Source organism: Bradyrhizobium sp. SZCCT0148, from assembly GCF_018129985.1.
Classification (GTDB): domain Bacteria; phylum Pseudomonadota; class Alphaproteobacteria; order Rhizobiales; family Xanthobacteraceae; genus Bradyrhizobium; species Bradyrhizobium japonicum_H.
Map to the genome: position 1 here is coordinate 1,186,836 of NZ_JAFCKT010000001.1, position 24,056 is coordinate 1,210,891.

Sequence of the window (24,056 nt, forward strand, 5' to 3'; positions counted from 1 at the left end):
GCTCATCCACGGCGCGTGCCGGCCGCCGCCATCTCCGCCGCAAGCAACACCGCCGCACGGCCGGCGCCGATCGACGCGATGCCCTGCCCTGCGATGTCGTAGGCGGTGCCGTGTGCGGGCGTGCAGATCGGGAACGGAAAGCCGCCGAGCAAGGTGACGCCACGATCGAAGCCCATCAGCTTCATCGCGATCTGGCCCTGGTCGTGATACATCGTCAGCACCGCATCGAAGGCACCGCCCTTGGCGCGCAGAAACACGGTGTCGGCGGGAAACGGTCCTTCCGCCGCGATGCCCTCGCGCTGGCCGGCCGCGACCACGGGCGCGATGATATCGATCTCCTCACGGCCGAAATTGCCGCCATCGCCCGCGTGCGGATTCAAGCCAGCGACTGCGATGCGCGGCCGCGCGAAGCCGGCGTTGCGCATGCAGGCATTGGTCAGCTCAAGCGCACGATGGATGCGTTCGCTGGTCAGCTTGGCAGCGACGTCCCGCAGCGGGATGTGGGAGGTGACGCGCGCGTTCCACAGCCGGTCCAGCACGTTGAATTCGCTTGCCGGCGTCTTGAGCCCGACCACTTCGGCCGAAAACGCGATCTCGTCGTCGTACTCCGCACGGGCGAGCCGCATCGCCTGCTTGTTGAAGGGGGTGAAGCAGACCGCGTCGACACGGCCGTCGCGGCCGAGTTCGAGCGCATGCCGGTAGTTCGCCAGCGCGAATTCGCCGCCGGCCAGCGATGCGGTCTTCGGCTCGACCTGTTTGGGATCGAGGTGACCAAGATCGAGAAACGACGAGTCTTCCTCCGCCGCTCGAAGATCGGCCCCCTGCTCCACCATCTTCAGCGCCGGCTTGACACCGGCAATGCGCGCCCCCTCCTCGAAGATGCGGCGGTCGCCGATCACGACGAGCCGGCAACTCGCGCGGATGTCGTCCTGCGCCACCAGTTTCGCCGTCAGCTCAGGGCTGATGCCGGCAGGATCTCCCATGGCCAGTGCAATCAGCGGCTTTGCGGTCATATGATCACCTTCTCCTGGGCGGTCGGCGCGGTCGCGGGGGCTGCGGGCTTGCGCCAGAGACGTGCGAGCTGCAGCACGAGCGGCAGCAGCAAGAGCGCGATGCCGGCCACGATCAGGCATGTCACAAGCTTGTTGGCAAAGAAGATGCCGAGCGATCCCTTCGACATCAGCATGGACTGCCGAAAGGCATCTTCGGCCTTGTCGCCGATGACGATGGCGAGCACGAGCGGCGCCAGCGGATAGAACAGCTTCTTGAAGAGATAGCCGACGATTCCAAAGCCGAGCATCATGACGACGTCGAGATAGGAGTTCGACACCGAATAGGCGCCGACGACGCAGATGATCACGATCAGCGGGGCGATCACCACGAAGGGAATCCGCATCAGGGCTGCGAAGACCGGGACAGTCAGCAGCACCAAAGCGACGGCGACGATATTGCCGACATACATCGAGGCGATCAGGCCCCACACGAAATCCTTCTGGTCGACGAACAGCATCGGCCCGGGATTGAGGCCCCAGATCATCAGCCCGCCCATCATGACGGCTGCGGTCGCCGAGCCGGGAATGCCGAGCGAAAGCATCGGCAACAGCGCACTGGTGCCGGCGGCGTGATCGGCCGTCTCCGGCGAGATGATGCCTTCGACTTCTCCGGTGCCGAAATGGCGGCCACGACGCGAGAAGCGGCGGGCAATGCCGTAGCTCATGAAGGATGCCGCAGTCGGGCCCCCCGGCGTGATCCCCATCCAGCAGCCGATGGCGGCGCTGCGCAGCAAGGCAACGCTATGCCTCGGCAGGCGGCCGACCGCGCGGAACACTTCGCGCCAGTCGATCTTCGAGGACACCGCGCGGGCATGGAATTCCTCTTCGACCGCGACCAGCAGCTCGCCGATCCCGAACAGGCCCATGACCGCGACGACGAAGCTCACGCCCTTGACGAGTTCATCGACGCCCATGGTGAGGCGGACGCTGCCGGAGACGGTGTCGATGCCGATCGCGGCGATCGAAAACCCGATCGCGAGCGCCACGACCGTCTTGATGGGTGCGGCGCCGCCCATGCCGACGAAGCTGGCGAAGGCCAGGAAATAGACCGCAAAGTATTCCGCCGGCCCGAAGGCGAGCGCGACCTGCGCCACCCAGGACGCCAGGAAGGTGATCAGGATGACGCCGACCAGCGCGCCGAAGGCCGCCGAGCCGAAGGCGGTCGCGAGCGCCGTGGTCGGCCTTCCGTCACGCGCCATCGGATAGCCGTCGAAGGTGGTCGCGACCGACGACGGCTCGCCCGGAATGTTGAACAGGATCGAGGTGACGGAGCCGCCGAACAACGCGCCCCAATACATGCTGGAGAGCAGGATGATCGCCGACACCGGCTGCATGCCGAAGGTCAGCGGCAACAGCAGCGACACCCCGTTGGGCGCGCCCAATCCCGGCAGCACACCAACGAGAATGCCGAGCAGCACGCCGACGACCATCAGCACCAGATGCGGCACGGTGACCGCGATGCTGAAGCCGTGCAGGAGTTCTCCGAGATTGTCCATCGGACCCGCCCTCAGAAGCCGAGTGCGGCGGCGAGCGCGCCGTGTGGCAAGCTGACCTGGAACATGCGCTCGAACACCACGTAGAGCGCGAGCGCCGTCGCCGCCGCCATCACCAGCGCGCGCGGCACCGATTGATGCCGCGGGATCGCCAGCACCGCGAAGACATACAGCGCCGAGGCGACGTACATCCCCGCGAGCGGGATCGCGGCCACGAAGATCGCGGCCGGAACGAACAGACCTGCAAGCCGGCTCAATTCTATCCGCGTGATCGCGACGGGGACATTGGCCAGCGATGCAACCGGCAACACGCCCCGCACCAGGTTGTAGAGGCTCCCGAGCACGATGATGGTGCCGGTCAGGAGTGGGAACGTGCCGGCATCGACGCCCGCGCTCGACCAGCCGACGCCGTTGTCGAGGCTTTGGACCACGACGGCGACACCAAAGCCGCCGGTGAGGACGGCAGTCGCAAGTTCAAGCGCGCGGCGTGAGATCATGGGCAGCTCCGGGGAAATAGTCGTCTTGAGGCCTGCGCTTGGCGCGGGTCTCGAAGGACGGCTCCAGGCGACATCGCATCCGCTGCCATCCTTCGAGACGCCCGCCTCCGGCGGGCTCCTCAGGATGAGGACCAGGGCTGCAGTCGGCTGCGCGATCGAAGCCCATGCGCCGCCTCACTTCACCAGCCAGCCCTGCTCGCCTGCGACCTGCTTGACGTGCTCGAGATCCTCCTTGATGAATTTGTCGAACTCGGCGCCGGTCAGGAAGGTATCGACCTGGGAGGTCTTCTCGATGTAGTCCTTCCACTCGGGCGTCGCCTGCACCTTCTTCATGAGGTCGACATAGAACGCGGCCTGGTCCGGCGTGACCTTGCCGGGCAGCCACACGGTGCGCGGCTGCTCGTATTGCTTGATGTCGAGCCCCTGCTCGACGCAGGTCGGAACGTCGCCCCAGCCTTCGGTCGCGGTCACCTTGGCGCCCTGCGGCAACCGCTTCGGGCTGAAAACGCAGAGCGGCCGCTGCGTGCCGCCGCGCCATTGCCCGAGGCTTTCGCTGGGATTGTTGACGTGGGAATCGAGGTGTCCGCCGGCGAGCTGCACGGCGGTCTCCGCGCCGCTCTTGAAGGGAATGTAGGTCAGCTTGACCTTGCCGGCCTTCTCGATCATGCGCGTCAGGACCTCGTCGGTATCCTTCGACTGCGCGCCGCCCATCTTGAACTCGCCGGATGCTGCGGCCTTCAGATAGTCGCCCGCATTCTTGTAGGGCGCGTCCTGCTTGACCCAGAGCAGGAACTCATCCTGCGCCATCGCCGCCACGGGCGTGAGATCGGTGTAGTTGAAGGCGACCTTGGAGACGAGCGGTTGCTGCCAGGCGTTCGAGGTGCCGAAGATCACCTTGTAGGGATCGCCGGCGGAAGCCTTGCCGTAGACATAGCCTTCGGCGCCGCTGCCGCCGCCCTTGTTGACGACGACGATCGGCTGCTCAATCAGCTTGTGCTTGGTGATGATGTTCTGCACCGCACGCGCGAGGTTGTCCGTCCCGCCGCCGGGCCCGGCGGTGGCGACGAATTCGATCGGCTTTTGCGGTTGCCAGGCGCTCAGCGCCGGCAGCGTGCCGGCGAGCATCGTTGCGGCTGCGGAGAGCAGAAATATCGACGTCCGACCCATAATTTCCTCCAGCTGATTTTTTGTCTTTTATCGTTGTCGTATCGACGTCCGGTCAGGCGACGCGTTCCTCGCGTCTTCCCGAGCCCAAGACAATTGCGCCTTCTTTTTCGAGCGCCTCGATCTGCTTCTGGTCGAACCCGTATTCGGCCAGGACCTCGCGCGTATGCTCACCATAGACCGGGGCGCCCGTCAGCACTTTGCCTGGGGTCTCCGAAAACTTGACGGGAAGACCGATCGTCTTGACCGGGCCCAGCGTGGAATGCTCGACCTCGACGACCATCTCGCGCGCCAGCGTCTGGGGATCGCTCAGCGCCTCCAGCATGTCGTGCACGGGTCCGCACGGCACGCCCTTCTCGTCCAATGCCGCAAGCCAATGCGCTCGCGACCGGGTCCGGAAGCGCTCGCTCAGGACCGCTTCCAACTCCTTCAGATTGGCCATACGGTCGGCGCCATTGACGAAACGCGGATCGGCGGCGAGTTCACTTGCCCCGAGTGCTTCCAGCATCAACAGCCAATGCTTCTTGTTGGCGCCTCCGACCACGAGCCAGCCGTCCGAGGCTTCAAACGCCTGATACGGCGCATTGAGCGGATGGGCCGAGCCCATCGCGCGCGGCGCCGTGCCCGCGGCGAGCGCGATGGTCGACTGCCAATAGGTTTGCACCAGGGCGGCCTCATAGAGCGAGGTCTCGACCCACTGCCCTTCCCCGGTCTTGAGCCGGTGCGCATAGGCCGCGAGGATGCCCATGCTGGCGAGCAGGCCGGCGGTAATGTCGGACAGCGGCGGGCCGCATTTGACGGGCGGACCGTCGGGGCGTTCGCCGGTGAAGCTCATGATGCCGCTCATCGCCTGCGCCACAAGGTCGAAGCCGCGGCGATGCTTGTAGGGACCGGTGCGGCCGAAGCCCGACAGCGAGCAGTAGATCAGCGCCGGGAATTGCTGGTGCAGCGTCTCGTAACCGAAGCCGAGGCGCTCCATCGCGCCCGGCGCAAAATTCTCGACCAGCACGTCGGCGTCCGCGATCAGCCGCCGCAACACCTGCTTGCCGCCCTCGGTCTTGAGATCCAGCACGATGCCGCGCTTGTTGCGGTTCATCATCAGGAAGGAGGCCGCCTCATCGCCGATCTTCGGCGGCACCGAATGACGGGTGTCGTCGCCGTTCGGCGATTTCTCGATCTTGATGACGTCGGCGCCCATGTCGGCGAGCATCAGGGTGCAGGTCGGCCCCGCCATGACATGGGTGAGGTCGACGACCCTGAGGCCGGCAAGAGGCCCCGAACGGCGGGAGGTGGATTGCGTTCGATCGCTTTGCATCGGAGCGTCCTATTGGCCGCGCCATTGCGGGGCGCGCTTGTTGAGGAAAGCATCGAGCCCTTCGCGAAAATCCTGGCTCGTGTAGCACATCAGGATGAGGTCCTCGCCTTCGTCCGTCAGCCGCTGTTGCAGCCGGCCGACCGCCTGCTTGGTCGCATTCAGCGTCAGCGGCGCATGACCGGCGACGAGCCGGGCCACTTCGTCGGCGCGCCGCTCCAGTGCAGCCAGATCTTCGACGACCTCACCAAGCAGCCCTATGCTCGCCGCCTGCGCGGCGTCGATCAGGCGTGCGGTGAAGATCAGGTCCTTGACGCGCGCGGCGCCGATGAGTGCGGTGAGACGGCCGACATTGGACATCGACAGGCAATTGCCGAGCGTCCGGGCGATCGGGAATCCGATCTGGGCGCTGCGTGTGCCGATGCGCAGGTCGCAGGCTGCGGCGATGCCGGCGCCCCCGCCGGTGCAGAACCCGTTGATCGCAGCGATGGTCGGCACCCGGCACTGTTCGAGCGTGGTCAGGACCCGATCGATACGCTTCTCGTAATCGATCGCGTCCTGCGGCGATTTGAACTCCCGGAACTGGTTGATGTCGGTGCCCGCGGCGAACGCCTTGTCGCCGGCCCCGCGCAGGACCAGCACCTTGATCGCATGATCGCTATTGGCCTCTTCGCAGATCGCGGCGAGCCGCTCGTACATGGCGAAAGTGAAGGCGTTGCGGGCCTGCGGGCGGTTGAAGGTGATCCGCCCGATGCCGTCTTTGCATTCAAAAACGAGGTCGTCTGCCGCTACCGCCCGGTCCATTTCCTCAGATCCTCTTGTTTTTTACATTTTTGAATGCAAAATTTGCGATTAGCAAGCTGGAACTTGGCGAACAGCGATCGCCTGACCCATTTTTGCATTCAAACCGGAGCGCGGGCCCCATGCTTCACGAGGACGTTGTCAGCCGCATCCGCGCCATCCTGCTCGACGGCGAAATCCCGCCGGGCGCGCGAATCCCGGAGCGCGAGCTGTGCGAGCGGCTGGAGATCTCGCGCACGCCGCTGCGCGAGGCGCTCAAGGTGCTGGCCGCGGAAGGACTCGTGCAGCTGTTGCCGCATCGCGGCTCGCGCGCGGCAAAACTGACCGACAAGGACATGCGCGACCTGTTCGAGGTCTGCCAGGGGCTTGAAGCCCTCGCCGGCGAGCTCGCCTGCGAGCGCATCACGGATGCCGAGATCGACGCGATCGCCGCCGCGCATGCGGCCATGGTGCAGCATTATCGCGACGGCGATCTGATCCAGTATTATCGCGGCAACCGCGCCATTCACGAAGCCATCGTCAGCGCGGCCGGGAACCCCGTGCTCGCGGGCCTGTATACGTCCGTGACTGCCCGCATCCGTCGGGCGCGCTACGTCACGCCAATGACGCCGCAGCGCTGGGCGCTCGCCGTGAAGGAGCATGACGCCATCCTGAACGCGCTCCAGCGTCGCGACGGCGCCGGCCTCTCTCATATTCTGCGCGCGCATCTCCGCCACAAGCGCGAAGAGGTGTTGCAGGCGGGCTTTGCCGAGACGGAAGGAGGCGATCTCACGCTGAAAATTGCGTGAGGCGCAATTCGCGTCGTCTGTGCGGGCGCAGAGCGTCTCCACACGCGGCCGTCCCGCTGCCGCAGACGGTTCTCGGCCGGCGTGAATCTGCGCACTAATTCCACTTGCTAGCTTGTCGCGGCCGGAGCAGCATACTTTTCTGCCGGGCCGCGGCCGCGTGGCCGATCAGGCCGGCCCCAACGCGCGAACAATCGCGCAAAACAAAAGACAAAAGCGGAGGAAATGCATGACAATCGATGTCTCCCGTCGATCCCTACTTGCACTTGGAGCCAGCCTTGGAGCCGGCCTTGGTGCCAGCGCCATGCTCGGCACCAGCGCATTGGCGCGGGCTCCCAAGCTCGGCACCCAGACGCCGTACTGGCACCGCTTCGTCCTCGGCGATGCCGAGGTCACCGTCGTCTCCGACGGGCCGCTGCCGCTTGGCGATCCCTCCGGAACCTTCACCGGTGTTCCCAAGGAAGAGGTCAAGAAGATGCTGGCGGACAATTTCCTGTCGCCGGACAACGTCGTGCTCGAACAGAACTCGCCGATCGTGAACACCGGTGACAAGCTGATCCTGTTCGACACCGGCATGGGCTCCTCGAAGATGTTCGGCGCGAGCACCGGGCGGCAACAGAAGAGCATGATGGAGGCCGGGATCAAACCGGAGGACATCGACGCCGTGGTCTGCTCGCATGCCCATATCGACCACATCGGCGGCATCGTGGATGCCAACGACAAGCCGCTGTTTCCGAACGCCCAGATCTACATCTCGCAGACCGATTTCGACTTCTGGACCGATGAAGGCAAGCTCGGCAGTGCGGCCAAGGACTTCGTCGTTCACGCCCGCAAGAACCTGCTGCCGGTCCGCGATCGGATCAAGTTCTTCAAGGACGGCGAGGAATTCCTGCCCGGCGTGCAGGCGATCTCCGCGCCCGGCCATACCGTCGGCCACACCATCTTCATGGTCTCTTCGGCCGGCAAATCGTTCGCCTTCCTGGGCGACCTCTCGCACCATTCCGTGCTCCTGCTCGAGCGGCCGCGCATGGAGTTCTCCTACGACACCGACCCCAAGCAGGCAGCCGAGTCGCGCGTCAAACTGCTGACGATGCTCGCAGCCAACAAGACGCCGGTGATGTCCTATCACTTCGCCTGGCCGGGCTACGGCCACGTCGCCAAGGCCGGTGAAGGCTTCCACTATTATCCCGAACCGATGCAGATGACGTTGTAGGTCGAGATCAACCCCGGGTGGCGCACGCGCCGCCCGGGTCGTTGCTTGCTACTCCGCGGGCTCTGCCAGCGCGCGCGGCTGCCGGCCGCATTCTGGCTTTCACAGGATTCAGCGCCGACCAAGCGGTCCGACATCAGCAGCCGAGCTTGTCGGCGATCCCGCCAAAATCCCTCGCGACGATGTCCCAGCTGCCGGTCGCCTCGAAATCGACTTTCTGCAACGGACCGTACTCCGTCGGCCGCGCCACGAAGGCGGTCTTCAGCCCGTTCTTCTGGGCGGCCGCGAGATCGCCGTTGTGGGCGGCGACCATCATGACCTCCTCCGGCTTGAGGCAGAGCAGCTTTGCTGCGCCGAGATAGGTCTCGGGATCGGGCTTGTAGTGCTCGAACAGCTCGGCCGACATGATGAGGTCCCACGGAAGCCCCGCAAACTTCGCCATGTTGGTGAGCAGCGCGACGTTGCCGTTGGAGAGCGGCGCGATCACGAATTTCGTCTTCAGCCGCGTCAGGCCCGCGACGCTGTCCGGCCAGGGATTGAGGCGGTGCCAGCCCTTGGTGAGATAATCGAGATCGGCCTCGGTGAGGCCCTTGATCGCGAACTGCGCGACCAGCTTTTCCAGCGAGCGGCGGTGCAGATCATCCAGCATGACGTAGCCGCGCTCTGGATGTTTGCGCACATCGTCCATCGAGGCCATGTACATGCCGCGCCAGCCATCGACCAGAGCAGTCCAGTCGGCGCTGATGCCGCGTCCCTTGGCCCACCACATGAAGTCGGTGATCAGGCTGGTGCGCCAGTCCACGACGGTGCCGAACACGTCGAAGACAAGGGCTCTGACGGCGGAGAGATCGGACATGGCGCTTCCCTGAATGTTGCTTGTTCTTGGTCGTCCCGGGTTGCGCCGCGAAGCGCAGGCCCGGAACGAGGGTCGCGTATCTTAACTTAGTCTAGATGGAACTTCGCAAGCTCGCGGTGCTCGGCCTTGATGTAGCGCACGGTGCCGGTGACGGAGCGCATCACCACCGTCTCGGTCTCGATCACGCCGTCCTTGCGGAACTTGACGCCCGACAGCAGCGAGCCCGTGGTGACGCCGGTGGCGGCGAACAGGCAGTCGCCGCGCGCCATGTCCTCGATGCCGTAGATCATCTTGGGATCGTTGACGCCCATCTTGGCGGCGCGCTCGATCTTCTCTCCGGAATCGAGGATCAGGCGGCACTGCATCTGGCCGCCGATGCAGCGCAGCGCCACGGCCGCCAGCACGCCTTCCGGCGCGCCACCGGTGCCGAGATACATGTCCACGCCGGTGTTGTCGGGATCGGCGCAGTGAATCACGCCGGCGACGTCGCCGTCGGTGATCAGGCGCACGGCAGCGCCGGTCGAGCGCACGCTCTCGATGATGCTGGCATGGCGCGGACGATCGAGCACGAGCACGGTGATGCCGTCGGGCTGGACGCCCTTGGCCTTGGCGAGACGGCGAACGTTGTCGGCCGGCGTTGCATCGAGATCGACGACGCCCTTGTCGTAGCCCGGCCCGATCGCAAGCTTCTGCATGTAGACGTCGGGCGCATGCAGCAGCGTGCCGCCGTCGGCCATTGCCATGGTGGCAATCGAGCCCGGCATGTTCTTGGCGCACAGCGTGGTGCCTTCGAGCGGATCGACCGCGATGTCGACCTGCGGGCCGGCGTTCATGCCGACCTTCTCGCCGATGAAGAGCATCGGCGCCTCGTCGCGCTCGCCCTCGCCGATCACGATGGTGCCCTCGATCGGGAGCTTGTTGAGTTCGCGGCGCATCGCATCCACCGCAGCCTGATCGGCCGCTTTCTCGTTACCGTGCCCGCGCAGGCGCGCCGACGACACCGCCGCCCGCTCCGTCACGCGCACGATCTCCAGCGTGAGGATGCGCTCGAGCAACGCTTGCGGGGGGACTGAAATATGGGTCGACATCGGCTCACTCCTTCGAAACGTTTGGGACGGACATCTCTGCCCGCATCAACTCTCAACACCTACGGTTCGTTCGAACCGCTCGTCTGGTCACGCTCTAGTTCTTCTCGATCCGGATCACCTGCGGCCGTCCGCTGATCACCTTGTCCTTCTGCACGGCGGCGAGCGCACGGCGCACGGCGTCTTCGTGCGTGGCATAGGTGATCAGGATGACCGGCACGGGGACCGCCTTGCCGTCGGCTGGCGCAGCGCCGCCATTGGGATGGCGCTGCACGATCGACTCGATCGAAATCTTCTGCTCGGCAAGCCGCGTCGCGATCGCGGCCGCAGTGCCGGGGAAATCGCGCGCCAGCAGGCGGATGTAATAGCCGCCCTCGTGCCGCTCCATCGGCGCCTTCTTGGTGTCGCGCAGTTGCGAGATGGGCCGGCCGAACGGGTTGGCGCGGATGCCGCGCGCGACGTCGGCGATGTCGGCAACGACGGCGGATGCGGTCGCAGCACCACCGGCGCCGGGGCCGACCAGCGTGATCGGCGGAATGCCCTCGCCGTCGATCGTGACCGCATTGGTGACGCCCATCACCTGCGCGATCGAGGAGGACTTCGGCACCATCGTCGGGTGCACGCGCTGCTCGATGCCCTTGGCGGTGCGCACCGCAACGCCGAGCAGCTTGAGGCGGTAGCCGAGATCGGCGGCCGCACGCAGATCTTCCGGCGCGATGGAGGAGATGCCTTCGACATACACCGCGCTTTGAGCAACTTTCGTGCCGAAGGCGAGGCTGGCGAGAATGGCGAGCTTCTGCGCGGTGTCGTGGCCGTCGACGTCGAAGGACGGGTTGGCCTCGGCATAACCGAGCCGCTGCGCATCCGCGAGGCATTCGGCGAAGGACAGGCCCTCCTGCTCCATGCGTGTCAGGATGTAATTGCAGGTGCCGTTGAGGATGCCGTAGACGCGGTTGATGCCGGTTCCGGCAAGACCCTCGCGTAACGTTTTGATGACGGGAATCGCGGCGCCGACGGCTGCCTCGTAATTCAGCGCACCGCCGTGCTTTTCAGCGGCCTTCGCCAGCTTCAAACCGTGCTTGGCGAGCAGCGCCTTGTTGGCGGTGACCACCGACTTGCCGGCGCTGAGCGCAGCCTCGACCGCCGACAGCGCGGGATCGCCGGCGCCGCCCATCAGCTCGACGAAGCAGTCGATGCCGGGATGGGTGGCCAGAGCCATGGGATCCCTGACCCATTCGACGCCGCGCAGGTCGATGCCGCGCTTCTTCGCCTTCGAGCGCGCGGTGACCGCGACGACGCGGATGCCGCGGCCGCTGCGGCCGGCGAGCACGCGGGCCTGCGCTTCAATCAAACGGACAACTTCGGCGCCCACGGTGCCGAGCCCCGCTATGCCCACTTTCAGGGGTGCAACCATGATGACTAAGAAAACCTGCCGAAGAGAACTTAACGCCGATTGGCGAGCGGAACGACGTTGTGCAACGTTTCGATGCCGCTTTCAAGGAAGCGTCGCACGCCGCGCGCGGCCTGCCTGATCCGTTGCTCGTTTTCCACCATGGCGATGCGGACATATCCTTCACCATGCTCGCCGAAGCCGACGCCGGGCGAGACCGCGACACCGGATTTCTCCACCATCAGGGTTGCGAATTGCATGCTGCCAACGCTGCGGAAGGCTTCCGGCAGTGGCACCCAGGCGAACATCGAGGCCTCCGGCGGCGGAATCTCCCAGCCGGCGCGGCCGAACGATTCCACCAGCGCATCGCGGCGCTTGCGGTAGGTGTCGCGCATCTCCTTGATGCAATCGTCGGGGCCGTTCAGTGCGGCGGTCGCCGCGACCTGCACCGGCGTGAAGGCGCCGTAGTCGAGGTAGGATTTGACGCGGGCAAGGGCTGCGATCACGCGCTCATTGCCGACCGCAAAACCCATGCGCCAGCCGGCCATCGAATAGGTCTTGGACATCGAGGTGAACTCGACGGCCACGTCCATCGCACCGGGCACCTGGAGCACCGAGGGCGGCGGGTTGTTCTCGTCGAAATAGACCTCGGCATAAGCGAGGTCGGACAGGATCAGGATCTCGTGCTTCTTCGCGAACGCAACGAGGTCCTTGTAGAAATCGAGGCTTGCCACATAGGCGGTCGGGTTCGAAGGATAGCAGACGACGAGCGCCAGCGGCTTCGGGATCGAATGCACGATCGCACGCTCTGCGGCCTCGAAGAACTGCGGCGTCGGCTCGGAGGGCACCGAGCGGATCACGCCGCCCGCCATCAAAAAGCCGAAGGCGTGAATCGGATAGCTCGGGTTCGGACAGAGGATGACGTCGCCGGGCGCGGTGATCGCCTGCGCCACGTTGGCAAAGCCTTCCTTGGAGCCCAGCGTTGCCACGACCTGGGTGTCCGGGTTGAGCTTCACGCCGAAGCGGCGGGCGTAGTAGCCGGCCTGGGCCTTGCGCAGGCCGTTGATCCCTCGGGACGCGGAGTAGCGGTCGGTGCGCGGCTTGCCCAGCGTCTCCTTCAGCTTCTCCAGCACATGCGCAGGTGCCGGCAGGTCCGGGTTGCCCATGCCGAGATCGATGATGTCGGCGCCGGCATTCCGCGCGGCCGCCTTGGCCCGATTGACCTGCTCGAACACATAGGGCGGAAGGCGGCGGATGCGGTAAAATTCTTCCATGGCTCTCTGGGCTCCGGGGCAACCGGTCAGGACAGAATCGACAAGCCGGGACGGCAATTCGGAAAAGCGTCCACTCTCGTCGTGAAAATTACTCAAAATCAAATGCTTAGAGCAATCATCGACGACGAAGACTGAAGTCGTTAGCCCTGACTCTCGGCTGAACCGTGGTCTTTTAGCACGGCAAGGCGGGGGCGCCAGCGATTACCTTGGAGCGGCTCATTTCGGATCCTTGCCGGCGGCCGCCTGCCGGTCACGCGCGGCAGCGAGCTCAGCCTCGATCTTGGCGCGCTGCTCCGGCGTGATGACCGCCTGATCGCGATCGGGCGGCAGATCGTGCACCGGCAGATAGGAGCCGGGCTCCCTCGGATGCGCCTGCGCATCCGAGGGCGTCATATCCGCGAGCTGGCTCGAGCAGCCGCCGACGGCGAGCGCCGCGATCAGCAGCGCGCCGCGGATCGGCAGCGTCTTTTGCAGGTCCCATAACGCCAACACTTGGGAAATCCCCTACTCGTCCCAAAGCACGGCCCCGGGCAATCTTACCCAAGACCGCGCCCAAGCTCAAACCATTGCTGCCCAAATGTTGCGAGCTTGAAAACAGCCATTGCCCAACAAACCGAGCCGTGCGGCCCGAATGTGACGGAACCGAGAAGATTTGTCGCAGTGCAACACATCTTCGAGAGGGTTTAACGTCAAACATGCGAGCTTCGCGGTGACGAATACGGAATGAATCGTTACTGTTCTGCTCATGAGTATGGCCACGACCGATACGCCCAAACCCGAGACGAAGTTCGATGCGGAAGCCTTCGCGATGAATGTCGCGCGGGCGATGGAGAACGGCGGCAAGGCGCTTGCCGCCTATCTGAAGCCGCGCGAGAGCGGCGAGGTGCAGGATCGGCCGCCGGCCGAGCTCACCGAGGTCGTGAAGACCTTCACGTCGGTTGCCGAATACTGGCTGTCGGATACGTCCCGCTCCTCCGATCTGCAGATCAAGCTCGCCAAGGACTATCTCGACCTCTGGGGTTCGGCGGCGCGCCGCATGGCCGGCCAGGACGCAGCGCCGGCGATCGCGCCCTCGCCGCGTGACAAGCGCTTTGCCGACCCGGAATGGAAATCGAACCAGTTCTTCGATTTCGTGATGCAGCTCTATCTGCTCACGACCAAATGGGCGCAGCAGCTGGTGCACGACGCCGAGGGGCTCGATCCGCAGACCCGCCGCAAGGCGGAGTTCTACATGCAACAGCTCACCAACGCGCTGTCGCCCTCGAACTTCGTGCTAACCAATCCGGAAGTGCTGCGCGAGACCGTGGCCAGCAGCGGCGAAAACCTTGCGCGCGGCCTGAAGATGCTGGCCGAGGATATCGCCGCCGGCAAGGGCATGCTGAAGATCCGCCAATCCGATCCGGACAATCTCGTGGTCGGCGTCAACATGGCGACGACGCCGGGCAAGGTGATCTACCAGAACGAGTTGATGCAACTGATCCAGTATTCACCGACCACGGAGACGGTGCTGCGCACCCCGCTCCTGATCGTGCCGCCCTGGATCAACAAGTTCTACATCCTCGATCTCAAGCCGGAGAAGTCCTACATCAAGTGGTGCGTCGACCAGGGCATCACCGTGTTCGTGATCTCATGGGTCAATCCCGACAAGCGGCTCGGCAACAAGAGCTGGGAAGACTACATGAAGCAAGGTCCGCTCACGGCGATGGACGTGATCGAGAAGGTCACCGGCGAGATGAAGGTGCACACTGCCGGCTATTGCGTTGGTGGCACAATGCTCGCGACCACGCTGGCCTGGCTCGCGGAGAAGCGCCGCCAGCGGGTGGCGTCGGCGACGTTCTTCGCGGCGCAGGTCGACTTCAGCCATGCCGGCGATCTCCTGGTGTTCGTCGACGAGGAGCAGATCTCGGCGCTCGAGCAGGACATGAAGGCCGCCGGCGTCCTCGAAGGTTCGAAGATGGCGATGGCCTTCAACATGCTGCGCTCCAACGACCTGATCTGGTCCTACGTCGTCAGCAACTATCTGAAGGGACAGCAGCCGAGCGCATTCGACCTGCTGCACTGGAACTCGGACGCGACACGCATGACCGCGTCGAACCATTCCTACTATCTGCGCAATTGCTATCTGGAGAACCGGCTCTCCACCGGCACAATGGTGCTGGACAACACGCTGCTCGATCTCTCCAAGGTCAAGGTGCCCGTCTACAATCTCGCCACCCGCGAGGACCACATCGCGCCCGCTGAATCGGTGCTCTACGGTTCGCAGTTCTTCGGCGGCCCCGTGAAATACGTGCTGTCGGGCTCGGGCCACATCGCCGGCGTGGTCAATCCGCCTGCCTCGCACAAGTACCAGTACTGGACCAACGACAACATCAAGGACGTGAGCGTCGCCGAGTGGATGAAGGGCGCGGTCGAGCACAAGGGCTCTTGGTGGCCGGACTGGCGCCAGTGGCTCGGCGAGCTCGATCCGGAAGAAGTCCCGGCGCGCCCCGTCGGCAGCGAGGCGATGCCGCCGATCGAGGACGCGCCCGGCAGCTATGTCAGGGTCCGCGCATAGCGGAATCTTCCACGCTTTTGTATAGACTCGCGCTCAACGCAGCGACGATAGAGGGAATCGAACCATGACGCGCGAATTGTTCTGGCTGACACTGACGGTGATCCTGACCGGAGTCCTCTGGATTCCCTACACCATCAACCGGTGCCAGGTCCGCGGTCTCTCAGGCGCCATGGCCAACCCCTCGCGTGGTGACAAGCCGCAATCGGAGTGGGCAAACCGCCTGATGTTCGCGCACGACAACGCGGTCGAGAACCTCGTGCTCTTTGCGCCGCTGGTGCTGATCCTCAACGCGATCGACTATTCCTCGAAATGGACCGTGCTCGCCTGCGCCGTCTATTTCTGGTCGCGCGTCGCGCATCTGATCGTCTACGCGCTCGGAATTCCGGTGTTCCGCACGCTGGCCTTCACCGTCGGCTTCCTCGCGCAGGCCGTGCTGGCTTTGGCGATTTTCAAGGTGCTTTAGGCTTCACATCTGGTGAAGATAAGGCCTTTCGCACGACGAGATTCAGCATGTTGGCTGGCGTCTCGTCGAAGCTCTTGATCACGCTGGTTTCGGATGACAGCGTGATCCACGGACCCGCGCTGGCATAGGTTGCTTCCAGCCACTCTGGCGAGACATAGCTGTAATAGCGACCGAGGCTGTCGCGGCCGTCGCTCTCGCCCATCTTGTAGCTCGCATAGAACACGCCTGACGGTTTCAGGGCGCGATGAATCCGCGCCAGGATGCCGGCGAGTTCGTCGCGCGGCACGTGCAGCAGACAGGCGCTGGCCCAGACGCCGTCATAGGCCTCGTGCGCCTCAAGCTGGTCGAACCGCATCGCCTCGACCGGATGACCGAGCCGCTGCGAGGCGATCTCGGCCATTTCGGGGGAGCCATCGGTCGCACGCACCGAAAATCCCTCGGCCAGCATCACCGCCGAGTGGTTGCCGGCGCCGCAGCCGAGTTCGAGGATCGCGCCGCCTGGCGGCAGCAGGGACAGAAAGCCACGCAGCCGCGTCGAGGGCGCCTTCGCCCAATCCGCGTAGGACCGGGCGTTGATCCGATAGAATTGCAGGGTCGCATCGTCCACCGCAGGACCTCGTGTCATGGAAACAGCGCGATCTGCTCCAGGCCCGTCGTCTCTGGCAGCCCGAACATCAGGTTCATGTTCTGGATCGCCTGCCCGGCCGAGCCCTTCACCAGATTATCGAGCGTTGAAATCACGATCGCCCGGTTCTTGATGCGGTCGGCGACGACACCGATCTGCACATAGTTGGAACCGCGTACATTCTGCGTCTGCGGCAGCACGCCCTTTTTCGCGACATGCACGAAGGGTTCGTTGACGTAGGCCCGCTCGAGCGCGGCCCGCAAATCGTCGGGCGTCGCGCCATTGAGCTTGACATAGGACGTACAGAGTTCGCCGCGCGCCATCGGGATCAGATGCGGCGTGAAGTTCACCGTCACCGCAGAGCCGGCGGCGACGCCGATCTCCTGCTCGATCTCGGGCGCATGCCGGTGGGTGCCGACCGAATAGGGCGAAAGCCCCTCGCCCGCCTCGCTGAACAACGTGTTCTGTTTCAATCCACGTCCGGCGCCTGTCACGCCCGATTTCGCGTCGATGACGATGTCGTCGACGTCGATCAGTCTGGCCTTCGCAAGCGGGACTAGCGCGAGCAGCGCCGCCGTTGGGTAGCAGCCAGGACAGGCCACCAGCCGCGCCGACGTGATTTTCTCGCGATAGAATTCGGTGAGACCATAGACCGCCTCGCCCTGCAGCTCGAGCGCCCGATGCTCATGGCCGTACCATTGCGCATAGGTGTTCTTGTCCCGCAGCCTGAAATCGGCGGACATGTCGAGGACCTTGATCGCCGGATTTGCCTTGAGCACCGCGGCGATGATCTCCTGCGTGGTCCCGTGGGGCAGTCCGCAGAACACGGCATCGAGCCGGCTCCAGTCGACTTTTTCCCATTCCACAAGTTGAGGCAGGTCCAGCATGAAGAAATGCGGAAACACCTCGCTCATGGCTTTGCCGGCGTGGGTATTGGCCGTGAGTACGGTGATCTCGGCATTCGGATGCCGCGCCAACAGGCGCACCGCGTCGGCGCCGGTGTAGCCGGAGGCGCCGAGAATGCCGATCTTCTTCGTGCTCATCAGATGCTCCTTCAACGCCAAATCGGTCACGTCTCTGCGAGGCCGAGCATCAGCCGCGTGTTCTGCACGGCTGCGCCCGAGGCACCCTTGCCAAGATTGTCGAGCCGGGCGACGAGCACGGCCTGGTGATGTTTGTCGCTGGCAAAGACGTAGAGCTCGAGCATGTTGGTCTCGTTCAGCGCTTCCGGCTCGATCCGGCCGCCTTTGCTCGCCTCGTTCTGGAGCGGCATCGCCTTGACGTATTTCGAGCCGGCGTAGCGCTTGGCGAGCGCTGCCTGGAGGTCGGCACCCCCGGGTTTGCCCGGCAGCGTGTCGAGCTGCAGCGGCACCGAGACCAGCATGCCCTGCCGGTAGTTGCCGACCGAGGGAATGAAGATCGGCCGCCGCGTCAGGTGCGAATAGAGCTGCATCTCCGGCAGATGCTTGTGCTCGAAGCCAAGGCCGTACAGCTCGAACGACGGCGCGCTGCCGTCCTCGAAGCTCGCGATCATCGACTTGCCGCCGCCGGAATAGCCGCTCACCGCGTTGACCGTGACGGGATAATCCTGCGGCAGCAGGCCGGCATCGACGATCGGCCGCAGCAGTGCGATCGCACCGGTCGGATAGCAGCCGGGGTTGGAGACTTTCTTCGCCGCCTTGATCTTGCCGGCCTGGTCCGGCGTCAGTTCCGGAAAGCCGTAGGCCCAGTCGGGTGCGACCCGGTAGGCGGTCGAGGCGTCGAGCACCTTCGGGCCCGAGGTGCCCATGCTGTCGACCAGCGCGACCGTCTCCCTGGCGGCATCGTCGGGCAGACAGAGGATGACGAGGTCCACCTCCTCCATCAGCGCCTTCTTGGCAGCGGGGTCCTTGCGCTTGTCGTCGGGGATCGTCTTCACCTCGACGTCGCTCTGGTGCTTCAGCCGCTCGTTGATGCCGAGACCGGTGGTGCCGGAGCCGCCGTCGACGAAGACGGTTGCGGGTTTGGTGGCAGCGCCCTTCGGGGCCTGTTTGATGTCAGCGAGGCTCATGGCGCGCTCCCTTCGAGCATGTTCGTGTCGTTTGCAAAAACCTGCGGCCTTGCCTGCCGCATCAAATGTGAGATCTGCCTGGCGTCGGCATCGCCGGCACTGAGCGCATTGGCGATCGCCGTATAGTCGGCGTCGGATTTGTGCTGGTTGAGCTTGAAGCTGCCTTCGACCTCATCAACCGTCATCACCAGACCAACGATCCCCTTCTTCAGCGTCTCAAGCCGTCCGGCCGTCATCTTGCCCGACGTCCACGGCGTCTTTGGCAACAGCCAGATCTCGAACTTGTCGCTGAGCGTGTCGATCTGTACCGCCAATTCGTCATCCGACAGCATCCGCACCGGCCCGCTCAGATGCACCGACTGGTAGAGCCAGGTCGGCACCTGGTCCGGCGAGACGTACCAGTCCGGCGACACATAGGCATCGGGGCCGTTGACCGCGAGCAGCCAGGACGCATCGCCGCTTGCGAGCTTTAGCAGCGGATTGTGACGGGCGACATGAAAGGCGGCCTGCGGTGTGCCGTCGGCCGCATAGGTCAGATAGAACGGCAACGGCGAGGCAATCGGCTTCTTGCCGTCAAAGGCGCACATGGTGCCGAAGCCGCGCTCCTCGGCGAATTTCAGGCTCGCGGCGCGGTCCTGCTTGAAAAAGGGTGGCGTGTACATCGTGGTCTCCTGCTGGGCCTCCTCGGGGGGCCGCCGGATCAGATCGCGCTGACAGGAGAAAGAATGCCGCGGATCGGATCCAGCGGCAAAGACGATGATCTCAAACGCGATCGACCGCCCAAACCGCAAGAGTGCGGCGGCGGCGACGGGCAAACAGGATGGTCGCGGCGTTGATCATGGCGCGCGGCTATAAGGCCAGATCGGGCTTCCGTCAAGGTTTCGGCGTCAGATCACCCGCCAGATCCATTCCATGATCTTGGCGAGCACGTCGCCGAACAGCAGGAGCACAGCCGACCAGATCAGGGCCGATATGAAATTGGCGGCTTGGAAGCTCCAATAAGGCATCTCGAAAATGCCGGCCGCCAGCGGCACCGAGGCGCGCAACGGGCCGAAGAAGCGGCCGATGAAGATGCTGGGGATGCCCCAGCTGCGCACGAAAGCCTCGCCTCTCGGCAGGAGCTCCGGATAGCGCGAGAGCGGCCACATCTGGGCGACCCTCTCCTTGTAGCGGAAACCGAACCAGTACGAGACCCAGTCGCCCAGCGCCGCACCGAGGCCGCCGGCGATCCAGACCGGGTAGAAGCTGATGCCACTTGCCCCGATCAGCGCGCCGATCGCCACCAGCGCACCCCACGCCGGGATCAGCAGCGAGATGAAGGCAAGCGACTCCCCGAACGCCAGCAGGAAGACGATCGGAGCCGCCCAGGCTTGGTGAACGCGCACGAAATCGGCCAGGGCGTGCGCAAACTGCTCCATTCCAGATTAGCCTTCCCGCCCTGTCTCAAGGTGCTGCTTCAATAAAAAGGACTGGTAAGCCAAGGGGTTGTGTGACATCAAGTCACAAAGCTCGGCTCAGCCCGGACCAGCCGGTCAAATTGCCGGCAATTGCTGGGCCTGCGGCGTAAAATCGCCGGGATGTGGCTCCCAACCGCACCGCCCGGCTCGCCCCGCGGTAACCTTTCCAATTCAGAAGTGGCATAGTCGGCCCAACCGATTCGCCGCTGATGCGGCCCCTCACAGCGTATCAAGATATATGTCCAAGCAGTTGAAACCCAAAGCAAAAGACGATTTTTTTGGCGGCGATGAGCCAAAAGCGCGCAGCGCGCCCAAGACGGCGCCGCGCGGAACCGGCGGCGAGGCCGACTACACCGCAGCCGACATTGAGGTGCTCGAAGGCCTGGAGCCGGTACGGCGGCGGCCCGGCATGTATATCGGCGGCACCGACGAAAAGGCGCTGCATCATCTGTTCGCCGAAGTCATCGACAACTCGATGGACGAAGCGCTGGCCGGACACGCCACCTTCATCGGCGTCGAGCTCTCCGCGGATGGTTTTCTTACCGTCACGGACAACGGTCGCGGCATCCCGATCGATCCGCATCCGAAGTTCCCGAAGAAGTCGGCGCTCGAAGTCATCATGTGCACGCTGCATTCGGGCGGCAAGTTCGACAGCAAGGTCTACGAGACCTCGGGCGGTCTGCACGGCGTCGGCATCTCCGTGGTGAACGCCCTCTCCTCGCTGCTCGAGGTGGAGGTCGCGCGCAGCCAGAAGCTCTACCGCATGACGTTCGAGCGCGGCCATCCCAAGGGCAAGCTCGAGGACCTCGGCAAGATCAACAACCGGCGCGGCACGCGCGTCCGGTTCAAGCCCGATACCGACATCTTCGGCGCCAAGGCCGCGTTCAAGCCGCAGCGCCTGTTCAAGATGACGCGTTCGAAAGCGTATCTGTTCGGCGGCGTCGAGATCCGCTGGAATTGCGCGCCCGAGCTGCTCAAGGGCGTCGAGGACGTGCCGGCGGAAGCGACCTTCCACTTTCCGGGCGGGCTCAAGGACTATCTTGCGGCAGCGATCCACGCCGACACGCTGGTGCACCCGGATATCTTCTCCGGCAAATCGGGCCGCAACGGCGCGCATGGCGCCTGCGAATGGGCCGTGGCCTGGACCGCGGATGCCGACGGCTTCCTGTCCTCCTACACCAACACGGTGCCGACGCCCGATGGCGGCACGCATGAATCCGGCTTGCGCAGCGCGCTGCTGCGCGGCCTGAAGGATCACGCCGAGCGCGTTGGCCAGGGCAAGCGCGCCTCGTCCATTACGTCGGAAGACGTGATGGTCGGAGCCGCGGTGATGCTGTCGGTGTTCGTGCGCGAGCCCGAATTCCAGGGACAGACCAAGGATCGTCTCGCCACGGCCGAAGCGCAGCGCATCGTCGAACAGGCGATGAAGGATCCGTTCGACCATTGGCTGTCGGGCAATCCGAACATGGCGAACCGGCTGCTCGATTTCGTGATCGACCGCGCCGAGGAACGGCTGCGGCGGCGGCAGGAGAAAGAGACCGCGCGGAAAACTGCCGGCAAGAAGCTGCGCCTGCCCGGCAAGCTCGCCGACTGCACCGATGCCGGCACCGACGGCTCCGAGCTCTTCATCGTCGAGGGTGACTCGGCCGGCGGCAGCGCCAAGCAGGCACGCGATCGCAAGACGCAAGCGGTGCTGCCCTTGCGCGGTAAGATCCTCAACGTCGCCTCCGCCGGGAAGGACAAGTTGACGGCGAATGCCCAGCTCTCCGACCTCGTGCAGGCGATCGGCTGCGGTCAGCTCCTGCAATATCGCGAAGAGGATCTGCGCTATCAGCGTATCATCATCATGACCGACGCCGACGTCGACGGCGCCCACATCGCCTCGCTCCTGATCACCTTCTTCTACCGGCAGATGCCGAAGCTGATCGACGAAGGACATCTCTTCCTCGCGGTGCCGCCGCTCTACAAACTCACGCACGGCACCAAGTCGGTCTACGCGCGCGACGACAAGCACAAGGAAGAGCTGATCAAGAGCGCGTTCAACGCCAACGCCAAGGTCGAGGTGAACCGCTTCAAAGGCCTCGGCGAGATGATGCCGGCGCAGCTCAAGGAGACCACCATGGATCCTGCCAAGCGCACGCTGCTCAAGGTGGTTCTGCTGCCCGACGACCGCGATACCACTGCGGATTCGGTGGAGCGCCTGATGGGCACGAAGGCCGAGGCGCGATTCGCCTTCATCACGGACAAGGCCGAATTCGCCAGCGACGAGCTCCTGGACGTTTGAGCCGGCGGCGCAATAGCGCTTCGTCGAGAGCCCCGGCCAAAAGCCGGGGCTTTTTGCGTTTCAGGGGGCGAGACGGCGTCACCGAGGGTCTGCATGGGTTTGAACGAATCGCGCCACCGTCGCGGCGACTCGGCCAGCGACTCAGGCGCTCAAGGCGAAGCACGGCTGCCTCCATTTCGGACAAAGCCGGATTTCCTAACGAAACCCTACCTGAATCCGAGACTCGAAAATCCCGACAAGCTACTGAATACAAATGGTTATTTCATATTTTGACAATTGCAGCCAAAATACCCACGCACCGGCGTTTTCCGGCGACTGTGCTTGCCCTGCAACAGCATTCCCGCAGGAAACGTCTATAGTCCGGGCATCAGATGAAACGAACACAGTGCGCTCGCGCTGCTAGACAGACCAAGGTTGGGGATTTTGACATGAAGAAGATTTTGCTCGCTCTGACCGCGGTTGCCGCGATGACGGGTTCCGCCTCGGCTGCCGATCTCGGTGCCCGTCCCTACGTGAAGGCCCCCATGCCGGCGCCCGTCGCCAACTGGACCGGCTTCTACGTGTTCGGCGGCGGCGGCGGCGGCCTCTCCAATGCCGACCAGCACGTCCAGACCACCGTTGGTGCGATTCCGCTGACGATCGACCAGCGCCAGGGCGGCTCCGGCTGGTTCGGCACTGTCGGCGCCGGTTACGACTGGCAGTTCAGCGGCACCTGGGTTGCCGGCGTGTTCGCTGACGGCCAGTTCGGCAGCATCCGCGCCACCATCCAGGATCCGATCGCTGGCATCACCGGCAATCAGAAGCTGGAAACCTCCTGGGCCGCGGGCGTGCGCCTCGGCTGGCTGGTCGCCCCGAACGTTCTATCCTACGTCAACGGCGGTTACTCTGGCGCCCACTTCGGCCAGACCAACTTCACGACGCTGGGCGGCACTCCCGCTGGCATCCACCTGAACAGCTACAACCGCAACGGCTGGTTCGTCGGCGGCGGTGTCGAGAACAGCCTGAACATCTTCGGCGTCTCCTCGCCCGGCTGGTTCATGAAGACCGAGTATCGTTCGGCCTTCTACGATGCCAAGACCTCGAACGAGCTGTTCGATGGTACCAATGCGCTGGTCGGCCGCGACATCCGCGCCAACAGCTGGAACCAGACGATCTCCACCTCGCTGGTCTACCGCTTCAACTGGACCGGTCCGGTCGTCGCCAAGTACTGAGCCGAACGCAAGTTCAGACGTCAAAGCCCCGGCATCGCCGGGGCTTTTTCGTTATGGCGTCGTCGGGCGACCAATGCTGCCCTTCGCCAGCCGCAGCGGCGAGCCGGGTTTCCATCACTCACATGATTTGGTGACCGCCCGCCCCGGGATCGCGACCTGTGCCAGGCTTCGCCGCGTTGGCCGCTGCCGGCGGCGCCATTGTATCCGAGCCAAAGCTACGGTTATGTGTGGCCCAAGCTTTCGTGGCCGCGGCAATCGTTGATGCCGCGAGTCGCGATAGAAGCGGACCGCCGGGGAGGAATGCATGCGCAGATTTCTGCTTGTGGCAGGCCTGTTTGCTCTCGCCATCGGGCTGCTCTGGATCGGACAGGGCACGGGCACGGTTCCCTGGCCGCGATCGAGCTTCATGGTCGACCAGCTGCAGTGGGCTGGCTATGGCGCCGCCATGGCCGGCTTCGGACTGGTGCTGATCTGGCAGAGCAACCAATAAAAG

At 64.4% G+C, this 24,056-nt stretch carries 23 protein-coding genes; 7 read left to right on the forward strand and 16 right to left on the reverse strand.

All coding sequences use genetic code 11. The features are described 5' to 3' along the window. Positions 1-2: 2 nt before the first annotated feature. The 6 genes from JQ580_RS05770 to JQ580_RS05795 all read right to left on the reverse strand — a co-directional run bounded on the left by JQ580_RS05770 (position 3) and on the right by JQ580_RS05795 (position 6,322). Positions 3-1,013, reverse strand: a complete 1,011-nt coding sequence (locus JQ580_RS05770) for a 4-hydroxythreonine-4-phosphate dehydrogenase PdxA (RefSeq protein WP_212278707.1) — start codon at positions 1,011-1,013, stop codon at positions 3-5. Then, positions 1,010-2,548 (reverse strand): tripartite tricarboxylate transporter permease, encoded by a 1,539-nt coding sequence (locus JQ580_RS05775; protein ID WP_212278708.1) that lies wholly within the window; start codon positions 2,546-2,548, stop codon positions 1,010-1,012. The genes JQ580_RS05770 and JQ580_RS05775 overlap by 4 nt, the downstream gene beginning before the upstream one ends. An 11-nt stretch (positions 2,549-2,559) precedes the next feature. Continuing rightward, on the reverse strand, positions 2,560-3,042 hold the full coding sequence (locus JQ580_RS05780) for a tripartite tricarboxylate transporter TctB family protein (protein ID WP_212278709.1): 483 nt from the start codon (positions 3,040-3,042) through the stop codon (positions 2,560-2,562). A gap of 174 nt (positions 3,043-3,216) precedes the next feature. Continuing rightward, entirely contained in the window at positions 3,217-4,209 is a 993-nt protein-coding gene (locus tag JQ580_RS05785; RefSeq protein ID WP_212278710.1) for a Bug family tripartite tricarboxylate transporter substrate binding protein, read from the reverse strand. A gap of 52 nt (positions 4,210-4,261) precedes the next feature. Next, the gene (locus JQ580_RS05790) at positions 4,262-5,521 is read right to left on the reverse strand and encodes a CaiB/BaiF CoA transferase family protein (RefSeq protein WP_212278711.1); all 1,260 of its coding nucleotides are present in this window, start codon (positions 5,519-5,521) and stop codon (positions 4,262-4,264) included. Positions 5,522-5,530: 9 nt separating this feature from the next. Then, positions 5,531-6,322: an enoyl-CoA hydratase/isomerase family protein gene (locus tag JQ580_RS05795; protein ID WP_212278712.1), complete on the reverse strand. Its 792-nt coding sequence runs from the start codon at positions 6,320-6,322 to the stop codon at positions 5,531-5,533. A gap of 119 nt (positions 6,323-6,441) precedes the next feature. Between JQ580_RS05795 and JQ580_RS05800 the strand changes: the two genes are divergently transcribed. Together JQ580_RS05800 and JQ580_RS05805 are read left to right on the forward strand one after the other, a co-directional pair. Next, positions 6,442-7,107, forward strand: coding sequence for a GntR family transcriptional regulator (locus tag JQ580_RS05800; RefSeq protein ID WP_212278713.1), 666 nt, complete (start codon positions 6,442-6,444; stop codon positions 7,105-7,107). Positions 7,108-7,333: 226 nt separating this feature from the next. Continuing rightward, entirely contained in the window at positions 7,334-8,317 is a 984-nt protein-coding gene (locus tag JQ580_RS05805; protein ID WP_212278714.1) for an MBL fold metallo-hydrolase, read from the forward strand. Between the two features lie 133 nt (positions 8,318-8,450). On the opposite strand, the gene JQ580_RS05810 is transcribed toward JQ580_RS05805, so the two are convergent. The 5 genes from JQ580_RS05810 to JQ580_RS05830 form a co-directional block, all read right to left on the reverse strand. Continuing rightward, positions 8,451-9,170 carry a haloacid dehalogenase type II gene (locus JQ580_RS05810; RefSeq protein ID WP_212278715.1) on the reverse strand — a complete coding sequence of 240 codons (720 nt, stop codon included), beginning with the start codon at positions 9,168-9,170 and terminating at the stop codon, positions 8,451-8,453. Positions 9,171-9,256: 86 nt separating this feature from the next. Then, positions 9,257-10,258, reverse strand: a complete 1,002-nt coding sequence (glpX, locus tag JQ580_RS05815; RefSeq protein WP_212278716.1) for a class II fructose-bisphosphatase — start codon at positions 10,256-10,258, stop codon at positions 9,257-9,259. 94 nt (positions 10,259-10,352) lie between these two features. After that, positions 10,353-11,669, reverse strand: a complete 1,317-nt coding sequence (locus JQ580_RS05820; RefSeq protein ID WP_212278717.1) for a homoserine dehydrogenase — start codon at positions 11,667-11,669, stop codon at positions 10,353-10,355. A 29-nt stretch (positions 11,670-11,698) separates the two neighbouring features. Then, positions 11,699-12,919 carry an LL-diaminopimelate aminotransferase gene (locus tag JQ580_RS05825; RefSeq protein ID WP_106950845.1) on the reverse strand — a complete coding sequence of 407 codons (1,221 nt, stop codon included), beginning with the start codon at positions 12,917-12,919 and terminating at the stop codon, positions 11,699-11,701. A 216-nt stretch (positions 12,920-13,135) separates the two neighbouring features. Further along, positions 13,136-13,411 (reverse strand): hypothetical protein, encoded by a 276-nt coding sequence (locus tag JQ580_RS05830; RefSeq protein ID WP_212278718.1) that lies wholly within the window; start codon positions 13,409-13,411, stop codon positions 13,136-13,138. Between the two features lie 253 nt (positions 13,412-13,664). Here JQ580_RS05830 and JQ580_RS05835 point away from each other — a divergent pair, with 253 nt between their 5' ends. Continuing rightward, complete coding sequence (locus JQ580_RS05835; protein ID WP_212278719.1) at positions 13,665-15,473, forward strand: PHA/PHB synthase family protein; 1,809 nt, start codon at positions 13,665-13,667, stop codon at positions 15,471-15,473. Between the two features lie 64 nt (positions 15,474-15,537). Continuing rightward, entirely contained in the window at positions 15,538-15,936 is a 399-nt protein-coding gene (locus JQ580_RS05840) for an MAPEG family protein (protein ID WP_212278720.1), read from the forward strand. Here the strand turns inward: JQ580_RS05840 and JQ580_RS05845 are convergent. The 5 genes from JQ580_RS05845 to JQ580_RS05865 form a co-directional block, all read right to left on the reverse strand. After that, positions 15,923-16,543, reverse strand: a complete 621-nt coding sequence (locus tag JQ580_RS05845; RefSeq protein WP_212278721.1) for a class I SAM-dependent methyltransferase — start codon at positions 16,541-16,543, stop codon at positions 15,923-15,925. The genes JQ580_RS05840 and JQ580_RS05845 overlap by 14 nt on opposite strands. A gap of 14 nt (positions 16,544-16,557) precedes the next feature. Then, positions 16,558-17,604: an N-acetyl-gamma-glutamyl-phosphate reductase gene (argC, locus tag JQ580_RS05850; protein WP_212278722.1), complete on the reverse strand. Its 1,047-nt coding sequence runs from the start codon at positions 17,602-17,604 to the stop codon at positions 16,558-16,560. Positions 17,605-17,630: 26 nt separating this feature from the next. Then, entirely contained in the window at positions 17,631-18,611 is a 981-nt protein-coding gene (gene argC, locus JQ580_RS05855; protein WP_212278723.1) for an N-acetyl-gamma-glutamyl-phosphate reductase, read from the reverse strand. Continuing rightward, entirely contained in the window at positions 18,608-19,273 is a 666-nt protein-coding gene (locus tag JQ580_RS05860; protein ID WP_212278724.1) for an FMN-binding negative transcriptional regulator, read from the reverse strand. Before JQ580_RS05860 ends, argC (JQ580_RS05855) begins: the two co-directional genes overlap by 4 nt. A gap of 225 nt (positions 19,274-19,498) precedes the next feature. Beyond that, positions 19,499-20,029 (reverse strand): DedA family protein, encoded by a 531-nt coding sequence (locus JQ580_RS05865; protein WP_212278725.1) that lies wholly within the window; start codon positions 20,027-20,029, stop codon positions 19,499-19,501. A 277-nt stretch (positions 20,030-20,306) separates the two neighbouring features. Here JQ580_RS05865 and parE point away from each other — a divergent pair, with 277 nt between their 5' ends. The 3 genes from parE to JQ580_RS05880 all read left to right on the forward strand — a co-directional run bounded on the left by parE (position 20,307) and on the right by JQ580_RS05880 (position 24,053). Beyond that, a complete protein-coding gene (gene parE / locus JQ580_RS05870; RefSeq protein ID WP_212278726.1) occupies positions 20,307-22,352 on the forward strand; it encodes a DNA topoisomerase IV subunit B in 2,046 nt (681 codons plus the stop codon). A 428-nt stretch (positions 22,353-22,780) separates the two neighbouring features. Continuing rightward, positions 22,781-23,563, forward strand: a complete 783-nt coding sequence (locus JQ580_RS05875; RefSeq protein WP_212278727.1) for an outer membrane protein — start codon at positions 22,781-22,783, stop codon at positions 23,561-23,563. Between the two features lie 304 nt (positions 23,564-23,867). Further along, positions 23,868-24,053 carry a hypothetical protein gene (locus tag JQ580_RS05880; RefSeq protein WP_106950856.1) on the forward strand — a complete coding sequence of 62 codons (186 nt, stop codon included), beginning with the start codon at positions 23,868-23,870 and terminating at the stop codon, positions 24,051-24,053. Positions 24,054-24,056: the final 3 nt, after the last annotated feature.